Annotated in this window: 13 protein-coding genes and 1 tRNA gene; 9 read left to right on the forward strand and 5 right to left on the reverse strand. The window is 49.7% G+C overall.

The genetic code is table 11. From position 1 onward, the window contains the following. The first annotated feature begins 14 nt into the window (after positions 1-14). Positions 15-1412: a C45 family peptidase gene (locus SEDOR53_RS0113635; RefSeq protein ID WP_026770225.1), complete on the forward strand. Its 1398-nt coding sequence runs from the start codon at positions 15-17 to the stop codon at positions 1410-1412. 14 nt (positions 1413-1426) lie between these two features. Beyond that, positions 1427-2974 (forward strand): serine hydrolase, encoded by a 1548-nt coding sequence (locus tag SEDOR53_RS0113640; RefSeq protein WP_037361328.1) that lies wholly within the window; start codon positions 1427-1429, stop codon positions 2972-2974. Positions 2975-3003: 29 nt separating this feature from the next. Here SEDOR53_RS0113640 and tsaD read toward each other — a convergent pair whose 3' ends face one another. Next, positions 3004-4011: a tRNA (adenosine(37)-N6)-threonylcarbamoyltransferase complex transferase subunit TsaD gene (gene tsaD, locus SEDOR53_RS0113645; RefSeq protein ID WP_026770227.1), complete on the reverse strand. Its 1008-nt coding sequence runs from the start codon at positions 4009-4011 to the stop codon at positions 3004-3006. Positions 4012-4096: 85 nt separating this feature from the next. Between tsaD and SEDOR53_RS0113650 the strand changes: the two genes are divergently transcribed. Beyond that, on the forward strand, positions 4097-4810 hold the full coding sequence (locus SEDOR53_RS0113650; protein WP_198018945.1) for a type 1 glutamine amidotransferase: 714 nt from the start codon (positions 4097-4099) through the stop codon (positions 4808-4810). Here the strand turns inward: SEDOR53_RS0113650 and SEDOR53_RS0113655 are convergent. Then, positions 4803-6056 (reverse strand): ABC transporter permease, encoded by a 1254-nt coding sequence (locus SEDOR53_RS0113655; RefSeq protein ID WP_026770229.1) that lies wholly within the window; start codon positions 6054-6056, stop codon positions 4803-4805. The genes SEDOR53_RS0113650 and SEDOR53_RS0113655 overlap by 8 nt on opposite strands. A gap of 106 nt (positions 6057-6162) precedes the next feature. Between SEDOR53_RS0113655 and SEDOR53_RS0113660 the strand changes: the two genes are divergently transcribed. The 4 genes from SEDOR53_RS0113660 to SEDOR53_RS0113675 all read left to right on the forward strand — a co-directional run bounded on the left by SEDOR53_RS0113660 (position 6163) and on the right by SEDOR53_RS0113675 (position 10414). Next, on the forward strand, positions 6163-6861 hold the full coding sequence (locus tag SEDOR53_RS0113660) for a succinate dehydrogenase cytochrome b subunit (protein ID WP_026770230.1): 699 nt from the start codon (positions 6163-6165) through the stop codon (positions 6859-6861). Positions 6862-6929: 68 nt separating this feature from the next. Further along, entirely contained in the window at positions 6930-8903 is a 1974-nt protein-coding gene (locus SEDOR53_RS0113665) for a fumarate reductase/succinate dehydrogenase flavoprotein subunit (protein WP_026770231.1), read from the forward strand. A 20-nt stretch (positions 8904-8923) separates the two neighbouring features. Beyond that, on the forward strand, positions 8924-9688 hold the full coding sequence (locus SEDOR53_RS0113670) for a succinate dehydrogenase/fumarate reductase iron-sulfur subunit (RefSeq protein ID WP_026770232.1): 765 nt from the start codon (positions 8924-8926) through the stop codon (positions 9686-9688). Then, entirely contained in the window at positions 9689-10414 is a 726-nt protein-coding gene (locus SEDOR53_RS0113675) for a tRNA1(Val) (adenine(37)-N6)-methyltransferase (protein ID WP_026770233.1), read from the forward strand. Here the strand turns inward: SEDOR53_RS0113675 and SEDOR53_RS0113680 are convergent, their stop codons facing one another. Beyond that, complete coding sequence (locus SEDOR53_RS0113680) at positions 10415-11614, reverse strand: NAD(P)-dependent oxidoreductase (protein WP_026770234.1); 1200 nt, start codon at positions 11612-11614, stop codon at positions 10415-10417. It lies immediately after the preceding gene. Between the two features lie 30 nt (positions 11615-11644). On the opposite strand from SEDOR53_RS0113680, the gene hscB reads away from it, so the two are divergent. Together hscB and SEDOR53_RS0113690 are read left to right on the forward strand one after the other, a co-directional pair. Next, positions 11645-12148, forward strand: coding sequence for a Fe-S protein assembly co-chaperone HscB (hscB, locus tag SEDOR53_RS0113685; protein ID WP_026770235.1), 504 nt, complete (start codon positions 11645-11647; stop codon positions 12146-12148). 97 nt (positions 12149-12245) lie between these two features. After that, positions 12246-12329: transfer RNA gene (locus SEDOR53_RS0113690), tRNA-Leu, on the forward strand. Between the two features lie 248 nt (positions 12330-12577). On the opposite strand, the gene SEDOR53_RS18070 is transcribed toward SEDOR53_RS0113690, so the two are convergent. Then, entirely contained in the window at positions 12578-13819 is a 1242-nt protein-coding gene (locus SEDOR53_RS18070; RefSeq protein ID WP_051416656.1) for an efflux RND transporter periplasmic adaptor subunit, read from the reverse strand. A gap of 6 nt (positions 13820-13825) precedes the next feature. Beyond that, positions 13826-15157: an efflux RND transporter periplasmic adaptor subunit gene (locus tag SEDOR53_RS0113700; protein ID WP_198018947.1), complete on the reverse strand. Its 1332-nt coding sequence runs from the start codon at positions 15155-15157 to the stop codon at positions 13826-13828. Positions 15158-15164: the final 7 nt, after the last annotated feature.

The raw sequence follows: 15164 nt of genomic DNA on the forward strand, positions 1-15164 counted from the left end.
TAACTTAACCTGTCATGAAAACGATTGCTCACCTGTGCCTGCTGGCGCTTTGCCTCAGCCTGATGGCCTGCCGCAACAACCAGCCCGGTCAACGCCTCGCCAAAGCCAGTCGCGAAAACAAAAACGGATGGATCTATGTACACCTGGAAGGTAGTCCCGCCGATATCGGCTACCAGCACGGTTATTTATTAAGTGATGATATTGATACCACCATACAGGCTGTCAGTTACCTGCTGGCGCACGATACACAAAAGGACTGGAATTTCTACCGCAGCTGCGCCAGGGATTTTCTCTGGCCCCGTCTCGACCGAGAATACAAAGACGAGATCAACGGCATCGTGGAAGGCTTGCAGGCCCAGCACAAAAACTACGACAGTCTTGACATCACCGCATTGAATGCCGTTGAAGAACTGGCTTTTTATTATGTTCCCTCTTTGATGGAACAGGCGAAAGCCGGCAGCGGCAACAACAAAGCCCCCGGTAATTGCAGCGCTTTTATTGCTACCGGCAGCTATACCAAGGATGGCAAAATCGTTATAGGGCATAACAACTGGACCGAATACATCATGGGTCAACACTGGAATGTGATTGCCGATATTGTTCCTGCCAAAGGCAACCATATACTGATGGATTGCATGCCTGGTTTCATCCACAGCGGCGACGATTTCCTCATCACCAACAACGGGTTACTCATCACGGAGACCACCATCACCCAGTTCAAAGGCTTTGACACCACTGCCATTCCCGAATTCATGCGGGCGCGTAAAGCGGCTCAATACAGCAACAGCATCGACGATGTGGTGCGGATATTCACTACCGGTAACAATGGCGGGTACGCGAACGACTGGCTTATTGGCGATACCAAGACCAATGAAGTGGCCAAACTGGAGCTGGGATTGAAACATTACCGTGTATGGCGCTCAAAAGATACGGCCATCATCGGTTCCAATTTTCCCAGCGATGAGCAGTTGATCAAAGACGAAACCACATTCAACGTGAACGACCCAACCACTTCACCCAATGGCCGCAAATTACGCATGGAACAATTGGTGCTCGACCTCAAAGGCAAGCTCGACATCGGTACCGCCCAAACACTGGAAGCCGACCACTTCGATGCCACACAGGGAAAACAGGCTAGTAACAAGTGCGTGGTATGCGGACATATCGATGAAGATGCCAAAGGTTGCAGCGAATGGGACCTTGCTCCTTACTATCCCATGGGCGCTGTACAAGGAAAAGTGACCACCGCCGCCTTGGCAGGCAAGATGCAACTCTGGGCGCACATGGGACATCCATGCGGACAGGACTTCATCGGCGAAACCTTTTACAAAGCGCACCCCGAATACGCATGGCAATCGAAATACCTGAAAAACATGCGCGCTTATCCCTGGACTTTATTCTCTGCAAAATGACCAAAGACTGCTCTATGACAAAAACGCTTTTTACTACCTTCTGCCTGGGGCTGGCTACACTTGTGCAATCACAGCCATTATCAAGTACGGCTATTGATAGCCTAGTGCAACGTTCCATGAAAGCCTTCAACGTGCCGGGCATTGCCGTATCGGTGATCAAAGACGGCAAAGTGATCCATTGCAAAGGTTATGGCGTTCGTTCGCTGAACACCATGCAAAAAGTAGATGAGAACACCCTGTTCGGCATTGCTTCCAACAGCAAAGCATTCACTGCCGCTGCATTGGGCATATTGATTGACGAGAAAAAATTGAAATGGGATGATAAAGTGCGCGATTATATTCCCGAATTCAAATTGTATAGTCCCTTCGTAACCGAAGAATTCACCATACGCGACCTGCTCACGCACCGGAGCGGAATGGGACTCGGCGCCGGCGACCTGATGTTCTTTCCCGATTCCAGTGATTTTACCCTGAAAGATATTTTATACAATCTCCGTTTTCTCAAACCCGTTTCCAGCTTCCGTACCAAATACGATTACGATAACAACCTGTACATCGTTGCAGGTGAAGTGGTGCACCGGGTGAGTGGCAAAAGCTGGGACGATTTTGTAACCGAACGCATATTAACGCCCCTGGGTATGACACATACGGCTACTTCGTTTGAAAGGCTCCAAGACAAATCGAATGTGATCGATGGCCATGCACCGGTAGACGGCAAAGTGCAGGTGATCGCGCGCAACACCATTAGAGAAAGCCATGCCGCGGGCGGCATCAATTCCAGCGTTGCAGACCTGAATAAATGGGTATTAACGCAACTCTCACATGGCAAATATGGCGACCAACAATTGTTTTCAGATATGGTGCATGAAGAAATGTGGACGCCGCAAACCATCATCCCGGTTCGCAATCCCGGCCCCTATAACACGCATTTTGCCGCTTATGGATTGGGATTCTTCATCAGCGATGTAAAAGGATACAAACAGCTGAGTCACACCGGCGGACTCGAAGGCATGGTTACACAAATTACCATGATCCCCGAACTGAATCTCGGCATTATTGTATTGACCAACCAACAGGAAGGTGGCGCTTTCTCATCTATTACCAACCAGATCAAAGATGCTTATTTCAATATCAGCGGAACCGACCGCGTGAAAGAATACGCTGCTTCGCGGAACCAGATGCTTGCTTCGGCCAATCACCTCACCGATTCCATCTGGCATGAGATTGAAGCTGCACAAAAAGGGAGTAATGGAAAGATGGATTTCAATCAGTATGCCGGCACTTACCGCGATGTATGGTTTGGTGATGTGATGATATCTGTTAAGAATGGCAAATACTGGTTCGATTCCAAATGCTCTCCTAAATTAACCGGAGAGCTCTTCCCTTATAAAGGCAACAGTTTTGTAGTGAAGTGGCGCGATAGGAGTATGGATGCGGATGCTTTTGTAAACTTCGGTCTCGATATCAACGGAAAAGGCGCTACTATTACCATGCGCCCCATATCGCCATTAACGGATTTCAGTTTTGATTTCCAGGACCTGGAGTTTCATAAGATTAATTAATTCGCTCGCTCAGGATGACGGTCAGGGCATTACCACTCTGCTCTTGCTGAGGGGCTCGCTTCCAAACCAGTGAATTGAGATGCCTGGTACTTGTAATACGCAGTGATGGCAATCATCGCTGCATTATCGGTGCAGTATTCGAATTTAGGAATGAAGGTTTGCCATTTGTATTTAACGCCCAGCTCCTGCAAAGCAGTCCGCAGGCCGCTGTTGGCGCTTACACCACCCGCAATGCATACTTGCTTTACGCCGGTTTCCTGCACCGCTTTTTTTACCTTCTTCAATAAAATATGGATGATGGTATGTTGCACAGAAGCGCAGAGATCATGCAGGTTTTGTTCTATGAAGCCCGGCTCCTGCTTTTGCAGAAAGTATAATACCGATGTTTTGAGTCCGCTGAAACTAAAATCCAGTTCCGGTATCTGCGGCTCGGCAAATTTGAAACGCAGCGGGTCTCCCAGCTTGGCATATTTATCTATCAATGGGCCGCCAGGATATGGAAGTCCCAACAGTTTGGCTGTTTTATCGAACGCTTCTCCTGCTGCATCATCGATCGTCTCACCAATCACTTCCAGTTCCAGCGGACTTTTCGCCAATACGATCTGTGTATGTCCGCCGCTCACCGTAAGACACAAAAAAGGAAAAGACGGCCGGTTCTCATCTATCAGGTTGGCCAGTACATGTGCCTGCATGTGGTGCACACCAATCAATGGTTTATTCAGCGATAAAGCCAGCGACTTGGCAAATTGGGTACCAACCAGCAGGCTGCCAATCAGGCCAGGCGCCTGGGTAAAAGCAACAGCATCTATACTGGTTAAGTCAGGCGCACCAGGAAAAGCAGTTTGCAAGGCCGAATGCACAACGGGTACGATATTCTGCATGTGCGCGCGGCTGGCCAGTTCCGGCACTACCCCACCGTATTTTTCGTGTACGGTTTGATTGGCAATATGATTGGACAATATCTTTCCATCCACACATATTGCGGCAGATGTTTCATCGCAGGAAGATTCTATGGCGAGTATGGTAACCGGGCGCATGAAAAGTTAAAAGTTAAAACGCAAAAGTAATAAATGCCTGTTCATCCTGTGCATAAAACAGGGATCGCATTAACTTGCAGGTTATATGAACCAGCTGCGCATACATTACTTACAGCATGTGCCTTTTGAAGGACCCGGTTATATTGAAACTTGGGCAAACAGCCATCATCATACACTTAGCTCCACACATTTGTTTGAAGATTTTCATTTCCCTTCATTGGATGCGTTCGACTGGCTTATCATTATGGGTGGTCCGATGGGTGTTTATGAAGAAGCTACATTCTCCTGGCTAAAAAAAGAAAAAGAATGGATACTGACTGCTATTGAAGCAGGCAAAACGGTGATCGGCATTTGCCTGGGCGCACAATTGATTGCAGCGGCCCTGGGCGCCAAAGTTTATCCGAACAAACAAAAAGAGATTGGGTGGTTCCCTGTTTCATTAACAGCAGCCGCGCAAACCCATGCGTTGTTCAAAGACTTCCCGCATTCATTTACGGTCTTTCATTGGCATGGCGATACATTCAACCTGCCTCACCAGGCGCTGCACCTGATGCAAACAAGCGCTTGTGTCAACCAGGCATTCATTTATCAAAACAAAGTGATCGGATTGCAATTTCACCTGGAAGCCATGCCCCGCAACCTGCGGCACATGATCGATCATGGAAGGGATGAACTTGTGCCAGGCGATTTTGTGCAGACCGGCGATGATATCCTTCATAAAGCCGATCAATGCAATTTGCCCAATCAATTATTGGCAAATTTGCTGGATAAATTAGCTGCTGATTTCCCGCTTACTTAGTCCGGATGGCCACCACCGCATCCATGCGCGCTGCAATAGACGCCGGGATGATGCCGGAAATAATACCCAAAATGATACAAATGCTCAGGGCAAGCGCAATAATATTGGGTGCGATATAAATAGGAAAAGGAAGAATACTGCTCAACACCAGCGACAACACCCACACCAGCCCCAACCCAATCAATCCGCCGATGATGCACAAAAAGGCGCTCTCTAACAGGAATTCAGTGAGTATGGTACTGCGTTTGGCACCGATGGCTTTTTTCAGTCCAATCTGGCTGGTCCTTTCCCGAACGGTTACAAACATAATATTGGCCACACCAAATGCTCCTACGATCAGGCTAAGACCCGCAATGGCCCATCCGCCGGCGCTAACCTGGCCGAAGAATCCTTTTACCTGTTCGCTGAATGTGGCCACATCGTTACAAGAGAAATTATCCTCATCGGCTGGGCTCAACTTTCGTATCTGCCGCATCACTCCTACCAGTTCATCTGCCAGGGCCGAAGAAACCACATTGTCTTTCCCCTGCACCATGATGAACGGGTTGCTGTTATTGGGATTATACACGCTGGTAAAATAGCGGTATGAAACAATAAATGCCTTGTCATAGTCGAACCCGCCCACAAAGCTCTGACCCTGTTTTTTGATCACCCCTACCACGGTAACCCTCTTGCCGTTATAAGAAATTTCGGCCCCTACTGCTTTTTCAGGGTTATGAAAGAGCTCTTCAGCCACCTGGTACCCTACAACAGTAGTAGGTGTGCCGCGCAGGAACTCCGCATCGTTCAGGTAACGGCCATAGGCGATATCGATGGTTTGGATATTGGTGAATTCCTCGGTTACACCGTAGATGTTTACGCTGTTTAATTGTTCGTCCTGGTACAATACGGTTACATTATTCGAAACGAACATGGCGGCATTGGCCGCCAGCCGGCTTTTGACCTTGATGAATTTCATCTCTTCGATCTTCGGAGGCGGGCGCTTGATGTATTTCCACCAGGGATAAGCGCCACCTTCGCCGCCGCCATAATTCCACTTGTCTATATAAATGGTATTACTGCCAAAAGATTTGATGTCGTTCTGCACCTTGCGTTCCAGGCTGTCTACCGTAGCCAGCACGCCGATGATGCAGAAAATACCAATGGTGATCCCGAACAGCGAAAGGAAGGTACGGAGCTTGTTCACCCGCAATTCCTGCATGGCCATGCGGAAACTATTCCATAAGATGCTTAATAATTTAAACATATTCCAAATGTAACCCGCTAATATTATTTGTGGAACTATTTTTATGTGGACGGTTTCTGTTTCTGACTTACTTTTGCACCGATTACTTCAAACACAAACTAGCAGTATGACCTGGAAACAAGTCTTCACCTCTTCCATCGGAAAGAAACTGGTCATGGGTTTCACCGGTATTTTCCTCATCCTTTTCCTGATTGTTCACGTTGGATTGAATGCCACCATTTGGGCGAATGACGATGGCGAAATGTTTAACAAAGCGGCCCATTTTATGGGCGCCACCGTGGTTCCGAGGGTATTGGAAGTAGGGCTTTTTCTTGGCTTCTTTTTACATATTATTCAGGGATTTATGCTTACTGCCCAGAACAAAAGCAAGCGCCCGGTGGGTTATGCGGTAGATTACGGCAATAACGGCAGCAAATGGTACAGCCGCAGCATGGGCATCCTCGGTACCCTGGTGTTGTTGTTCCTGATCATGCACATTTATCATTTCTGGACACCCAGCCGCCTGGGAGGCATTGCACAGATCCACGAACTAACCACTGTTACCTACAATGGCAAAGAATACCACAATCTTTTTAACGAAATGAAGCTAGTGTTCACCAACCCGCTGATCGTGGTATTGTATATACTCGGTTGTTTGTCCCTGGCCTATCACCTGGCACATGGTTTCCAGAGCGCCTTCAGAACCCTGGGTGTACACAACAAACGATACAACAACATGCTCACCGGCATCGGTTATGGTTTCTCCATCATCGTGCCCCTGGCTTTTGCCATGATGCCTGTTAGTTTTTATTTCAACTGGATCTGATGACGGGCCAGGACCTGTGAGCCCTTCACATATAGACAGCAACTGATTAAACCAATAAACTCTCTCGTATGTTTGATGCGAAAATTCCGGCCGGCACTTTAGATGAAAAATGGAGCGATTACAAAGGCCATTGTAAATTGGTGAACCCTGCCAACAAACGCAAGTTGGAAATCATTGTTATTGGTACCGGGCTGGCCGGCGCATCTGCCGCCGCATCGCTCGGTGAAATGGGTTATAAAGTAAAAGCATTCTGCTTCCAGGATTCTCCCCGCCGTGCGCACTCTATTGCTGCACAGGGAGGTATCAATGCAGCCAAGAACTACCAGAACGACGGAGACAGTGTATTCCGTCTTTTTTATGATACGATCAAAGGTGGCGACTACCGCTCCCGCGAAGCCAATGTACACCGCCTCGCCGAAGTGAGCGTCAATATCATTGACCAGTGTGTGGCACAGGGCGTACCCTTTGCACGCGAATATGGCGGATTGCTGAGCAACCGTTCATTTGGTGGTACACAGGTACAGCGTACTTTCTACGCAGCCGGACAAACTGGCCAGCAATTGCTGATTGGCGCTTACCAGGCGCTCGAAAGACAAGTGGCATTGGGTACGGTGAAAATGTACAGTCGCCATGAAATGCTGGAGATCGTGAAGATCGACGGCAAAGCCCGCGGCATCATTGCCCGCGACCTGGTAACCGGTAAACTGGAAAGGCATTTCGGTCACGCTGTATTGCTTTGCTCCGGTGGTTATGGCAACGTTTTCTATTTATCTACCAATGCCATGGGCAGCAACGTGACTGCCGCATGGAAAGCACATAAACAGGGGGCTTTGTTCGGCAACCCCTGCTTCACACAAATACACCCTACCTGTATACCGGTGAGCGGCGACCACCAGTCGAAACTGACCCTCATGTCTGAATCACTGCGTAACGATGGCCGTATCTGGGTGCCCAAAGAAAAAGGCGATAACCGCAAACCCAGCGATATCCCCGAAGATCAAAGAGATTATTACCTGGAGAGAAAATACCCTGCCTTTGGTAACCTGGTTCCGCGCGACGTGGCATCGAGGGCTGCCAAAGAAAGATGTGATGAAGGATATGGTGTAGGTTCTTCCAAACAAGCCGTGTACCTCGATTTCGCTTCAGCCATTGAACGCTATGGCCGCACCGAAGCCAACAAACATGGCGATGACCATGCCAGCCTGGAGCACATCATTGCATTGGGTAAAGAAGTAGTGAAAGAAAAATACGGCAACCTTTTCGACATGTACGAAAAGATCACCGGTGAAAACCCTTATGAAGTGCCGATGCGTATTTACCCTGCGGTACACTATACCATGGGTGGATTGTGGGTTGACTATGAACTGCAGACTTCAGTACCCGGCTTGTATGCTTTGGGAGAAGCCAATTTCAGCGACCACGGCGCTAACCGCCTGGGTGCATCAGCGCTGATGCAGGGTCTGGCAGATGGCTATTTTGTTATTCCTTATACCATTGGTAATTACCTGGCCGATGAGATTTACAGCAAAGCGGTAGGTACCGATCACCCTGCATTCGTAGAAGCAGAGAAAACAGTATCGGATCGTATTCACCAGTTGATGAATATCAAAGGAAAGCAGTCTGTTGAAAGCTTCCACAAGCGCCTGGGTAAGATCATGTGGGAGAAATGCGGTATGGCGCGCAACAGCCAGGGATTAACAGAAGCCATCAGCGAAATACAGGCGCTGAAGAAAGAATTCTGGAGCGACCTGCGTGTTCCCGGTGATATTAATGAAATGAACCCCGAGCTGGACAAAGCCAACCGTGTAGCAGATTTCATTGAGCTGGGCGAACTGATGTGTAAAGATGCTTTGCTACGGAATGAAAGCTGCGGCGGCCATTTCCGTGAAGAGTACCAGACACCCGATGGAGAAGCGCTGCGCGATGATGTCAACTACATGTATGTAGCGGCATGGGAATACAAAGGCGATCATAACTGGGAGCTCCACAAAGAGCCACTCCATTATGAAGTGATCAAACCGACTCAAAGAAACTATAAATAACCTTCAAATATTTTTTACGCATGGAACATTATAGTATGAATCTGAACCTGAAGGTTTGGAGACAAAAGAACAACAGCGAGAAAGGCGGTTTTAAGATGTACCGGGTGGAAAACATTTCTTCTGAAATGAGTTTTTTGGAAATGTTCGACGTGCTGAACGAGCAACTGGTTCATGGCGGCGAAGAGCCTATTGCATTCGATCATGACTGCCGCGAAGGTATTTGTGGTAGCTGTTCTATGTATATCAACGGTAAGCCGCACGGTCCCTGGCAGGCCAATACTACCTGTCAGTTGCACATGCGCGCTTTCAAAGACGGCGATACCATTGTAGTGGAGCCCTGGCGTGCAGGCGCTTTCCCCGTGATCAAAGATTTGATGGTTGACCGCAGCGCTTTCGACCGCATCATACAAGCCGGTGGTTATATCAGTGTGAATACCGGTAATGCCGTAGATGGCAATGCCATTCCTATTGCCAAAGACAAAGCCGATGCTTCTTTTGCAGCAGCCATGTGTATTGGTTGCGGAGCTTGTGTGGCTGCTTGTAAAAACAGTTCGGCCATGTTGTTCCTCAGCGCTAAAGTATCGCACCTGGCGCTTCTGCCACAGGGAGAACCGGAGCGCAGGAGCCGTGTACTGGATATGGTGGCACAGATGGATAAAGAAGGATTCGGCGCTTGTACCAACACCGGCGCTTGTGAAGCGACTTGTCCGAAAGAGATTTCGCTTAGCAATATCGCGCGCCTCAACCAGGAGTACCTGGTGGCAAGCCTCACAGCGAACAAATAAATGGCTAATACTTATTTCGGTTTCAAGGAATTTATGGTTTACCAGGAGCACTGTGCTATGAAAGTATGCACCGATGCGTGTTTATTCGGTGCATGGCTGGCCGATAAAGTACAGAATGGCGCCCTTGGCGAAATCAAGAGCGCGCTGGACATTGGCCTCGGAACAGGTGTGTTGAGCCTGATGCTGGCACAGAAATGTGACGCCGTTATTGACGGGGTGGAGATAGACGAACTTACCATCCGGCAAGCGCTGAGTAATTTTCGTACCAGCCCCTGGGAAAAAAGGCTGAATGTTTTCCATCAAACCATACAACGGTTTATGCCGGCGCAATCGTATAACCTGGTATTCTCCAATCCTCCTTTCTTTGAACAACACCTGAAAAGCAGCGACGATAAAAGAAACCTTGCGTTACACAGTGAAGAACTGAAGCTGGATGAATTGGCTGCCTCTGCCAGCCGCTTATTGAAACCCACCGGGCACTTTGCGGTATTGCTTCCTTATGCCAGAACAGCAGAATTCATTTACATAGCGGGCGATCACGAGCTGTCCCTGCATGATGCTGTGACCGTTAAACAAACGCCTGCACACCAGCCTTTCAGGTCCATGCTGCTCTTTGGTAAAACGCAGGTGAGCGCTCCCGGCTCAAGCACCATCACCATTAAAGAAGATGATGAATATACAGCGCCATTTGCCATGCTGCTGAAAGATTATTACATTAATCTCTGATCAATGAGCGGCATAATCACGCAGGTACATAAAGCCTGGTGTCAATTGTCCTTTTTGTAAGATGGTAGCTTTTTCAATAAGTGCACTTCCACCCTTTCTCACATCATCGAGCACATATTTGATCAACTGTTCACCAAAAAATTTGCTGGCATCGCGGGGTAATTCGTTGGGGAGGTTGCCAACGGCCATCACATCTACACTTCCCGGGAGGTAAGGCGCTGTTTTGGCGCCTGTGCGTTTGTCTACACCATATACGGGCGATTCAATGGTAGCGTCGCCCAGGTTGCAGGGTACGCTCCCATTTTTATCGTCGGTGATATCGGCGATTGTTTGCAAGCGGAAACCGGGGCGTTGCAAGTCTTCCATGGAGAAAAGGCGCGGTATGTGCTGGTCCCAGTAAATACCGTTCATTAAAATATCGGTATGCGCCAGGTATTGATTAAATACGCACTCGTAGGAATCGGGGTGGGCATGGAATGCGGTTCTGTCATAAGTGCCATTTTGCCGGTGGCGGTACAGATCGGTGCCTTTGAGGTGCACGTATACCGGGTAGTCGAATTCCTGGCGCAGGTATTCGGCCGGTTCAGCTTCCTGCACATCGAGCAGGTTCATGATCTCTAAAATACCATGTGCCACGCGGCCTGTTCCGGTTACCGCAATTTTGATATTGGGCAGTTTCATGCCGAAATAGGTGTGGATGAGCTCGCGGTAGTCATGCACTTCCCTTACCCTGCCCAGTTGGTAAGCGCCGGTACGGTTGCCGTAGGCCATAATGCCGTTGTGTGCTCCCACGATGCCGGCAAAAAAGCCGAAGCCAATGATACGCTGGCCGTCTTTGTGTTCCAGGCATTCATAATCAATGAGCGTTATGTGCCGGTCAACCATGGCATGCATCAGCGGCTGATTATAGGCTTGTTTTTTCTTGGTATGGGAGAAAAAAAAGTAGGTTTTATCGTTGATGAGCATATTCACGGGCACTTCCTTGATGCCGAACAACACATCGCAGGATGAGAGGTCTTCCGTTACTTCGATGCCTGCCTGCCGGTATTCTTCATCGCTGAAACAGCGGTGGGGCGAAGATTGTACCAGTATGGACAGGCCGGGAAAATGTTTCACCAGCCATTTGCACTGGCCCGGCGTAAGCGCCACCCGGTTATCTGAAGGAACTTTTCCCTCTCTAATAAGTCCGATGACAAGCATTGGTTTACATTTGCAGGCAAGATAAGCGTTATGAATTATTTCGAGTTATTTGGTATCCCGGTGGCTTTACAGGTGCCTTCGGCAGGACTTAGCGACAAATATTTCGCCCTGCAGAAAAAATACCATCCCGATCGTTTTGCACAGGCCCCGGAAGCCGAGCAACTGGAAGCCCTGGAACTGTCTTCCCAGGTGAACAAGGGCTTCAGGATATTGAAGAACCCGGAAGAAACCATACGTTATGTGTTACAGTTGAAAGGTTTATTGCAGGAGGAGGAGAAATACGAGCTATCGCCCGCTTTTCTCATGGAAATGATGGAGTTGAATGAGCTGGTTATGGAAGCCGATGGAGATGCCGCTGCGTTGCAATCCGTGACCAGTGCAATTGATCAGTTTAAACAAGATATTTATGAACCTGTTAAAAAAATTATGGCAAATTATCAGGAAGGTGTTACTTCCGAAGAAGAGTTGCTGCAAGTGAAGGAGTACTATTTTAAGAAGAAGTACCTGGACAGGATAACGCCATCCCGGGCATAATTTGCACGTCATCCTGAGCGAACGAAGTGAGTCGAAGGATCTCTCAAAAGATTTTGCCCATAACAATTCCTGACGTAATATTGCACCCCATTCCAAAGCCCAGATGGCGGAACTGGTAGACGCGCTAGACTCAAAATCTGGTTATCGCAAGGTAGTGCAGGTTCGATTCCTGTTCTGGGCACAAAACCACTTTTTCAAGTGGTTTTTTATGTACGAAATTCAATGTTTAAAAGGGTTTTAGAGTTTTATCTTTCCTTTGGTTTCCTGGAGTGTCGCTCTATGGCGATGGAAACACACTCGCAAACAACTTTCCTTCGAGAAAATGCAACTCGTGCCTGCCCAAAGCGGCGCGTTCGAAAAATGGCCGCTCGAATTTGTGGCAACTGAAAATCGCTATTTTCATTGAAGATATCTTTCGTTAGCAATATTTTACATCTTCATCCCCGCCATCGGGTTGGCCCCCTGCCGGAAGATATATTCGCTATTGATCAGGTAAGCCCCATTCACCACCACGATATCTCCCGCCGTCAAACCCGACCGGATCTCGATCCGGTCCCCCGACTCCATACCCACCTCCACCATCCGGCTGGCAAACGTATGCTCCCCGGTTTGGACCCACACCGTCGCGCCCTTACCATCCCGGATCACCGCGTCAATGGGCATAGAGAGCATGCTGTGTAGAGGATTAATCAGAAATACATAGGCCGGCATACCCGGTTTCAACCGGCCACCCTCGTTCGGAATGCTGATCCTGATTAGGTTGATCCGGGTGTCGGCATTGATCTCCGGATTCACGAATTCAACCTCGCCCTTTACCCGTTTGCCTGGCAGATCGGGTATCTGCACTTCGGCCGTTCCAATTCGGTCTATTTGAGGCAACTGCGAGGAATACACCTGCGCCTCCACCCATATCGTGGACAAGTCTGCCAGGAGCATCAATGTAGCCCCCTCCATCGCATAGTCCCCCTCCTTAAGGTCCAGGGAGGCGATCACTCCTTCTGAGCTGCTGTAAAAAGTCGTGAGCAGGCCCGTTTTTCGAGTCTTCACCACCTCATCGATCTGCCCCGCACTCATCCCCCAGAGCTGCAGCTTGTATTTCGCGCCTTCGATCAGCCTGCTCATGTCCACGACTGAGCTATCCAGCAGCTCTTTGCGCTCCACCGCCGCTATCAGCTCCTGCTTGGCATTGTTCAGATCCTCACTGTAGATATCATACAGGCGATCTCCCTTTCGTACATAATCCCCGGCATTTTTGAAATACAACCGGTCGATGCGCCCCATCACTCTTATGCTCACCGAGCTTGTCCGCTGCTGGTTCACGGCGAGAGTACCAGTCAACACCAACTTGCTGCCCACCATCGCCGGCCGTAGCGTGTCCGTCCGGATATTGGCCAACTGCACCTGCTGGCCGCTCAGATAGATGTCCCCAACACCACCCGCGACGCTCACCCCAGCTTTACCTTTTACATTCTCCCTGACACTGTCCTTACTCATATCCATGCCGGGCATAGACACCTGCTGCGGTGTCTTTCGCATTCCTGCCTCTGAATCCATTCCCATCCCTGTCATACTGTCTCCTTTATGCACCGCCTCCGGATTCCAATCCCGGCAAGCCGTCGTAAGCGAAACAGCCAGTGCCAATATCAGCCGAAAACCCACTCTTCTTTTCATACACCTTCATTTTACGATGATAAAACTTTCACTATCCATCAGGTACTGTCCATCACGTGCCACGCTATCCGCTGGCGCGAGGCCACCCAATACCTGTATCTTCCCGTCATAGACATAGCCCGTCTCCACCCGGTGCGCCACAAAGCCACCCCTGGTCCTCACAAAAGCTACCTTGTCTAACCCAAGGGAGACTACCGCCTCCTTCGGCAGCCAGTTCCCGCTCACCGGAGCAGACCGGATCGTCGCCTCTACCTGACTACCCACTGGCAGCCTCAGCCGGGCATTGTCAAAATAAACCCTGGCCGTCAGCGTCTTTTGGTCCCTTCTGAAAGAGGGCTCTATAAAGTCTATCTTACCCCAGATCACCTGATCGGGAGCTACCTCCGCCCGTAGCGTCACACTGTCTCCTTTACGGACCAACCCCTGCTGGCCCGCGTAAATATTCACCAATGCCCATACCCGCGAGGGATCATACACCTTCAGTACCGTCTGGCCTTTTTGGACATACATCCCTTCTTTCAACGCCAGCTCCTCTGTGATCAGCGATATATCCGGCATACCTCCGGGCCCACCCATGCCCGTGGTCCCAGCGCCGGCCACACCACTCCGCACATTCATCATCCCTCCCGCCTCATGGACATGCCCGCTGTAACCACTGCATATCGACACCGTGTAGGCCGCCTTGCCCGTACGCACCACTTCCGCCAGTTGTCCGGGGCTCATACCCAACAAAAGTAGCCTCTCCCTAGCCGCCGCGATCAGCGTTGCATTGGCCGCATCATTCTTTAGCAAGAACAAGAGGTTCTGCTGGGCTGTCAGCAATTCGGGGCTATACATATCCATGATCTTCTGTCCCGCATGCACCGGCTCAAAACGATAGCGCACATATAATTTTTCGATCCGCCCCGATACCCGCGCGGAAATCGCCCCTACCCGGCGGGTATCATAGGTTACAAAGCCCAGGGCCTTTACTTCTATCGCCACCGAACCCCACTCCATCGTTATCACCGGCAGTGAGGCGATCACAAAGCCGTTAGTAGGCTTCAGCAGGGTCCCCAGGTCGATTCCGTCGACCCTGCGGCTCTCCGCCGACTTCTTCAACAGTTCCATTCTGCAGATGGGACATTGTCCGGGCGTATCCCGGATGACCTGTGGGTGCATCGAACAGGTATACACCTCCCGCCTCATGGTATCGGGAGCTTTGACCATACCCGGCATCGATTGGGACATCGAATCCCACTCCGCCGCCTGTGGACCACTGCCGGTTACCCACCTGTCCTTGCAGGCCTCAAAACCGGCCAGCACCAAAAAAATGATCCAGTAATATCTTCGCGGCATAGTTCCT

This window comes from Asinibacterium sp. OR53, from assembly GCF_000515315.1.
GTDB lineage: Bacteria > Bacteroidota > Bacteroidia > Chitinophagales > Chitinophagaceae > Sediminibacterium.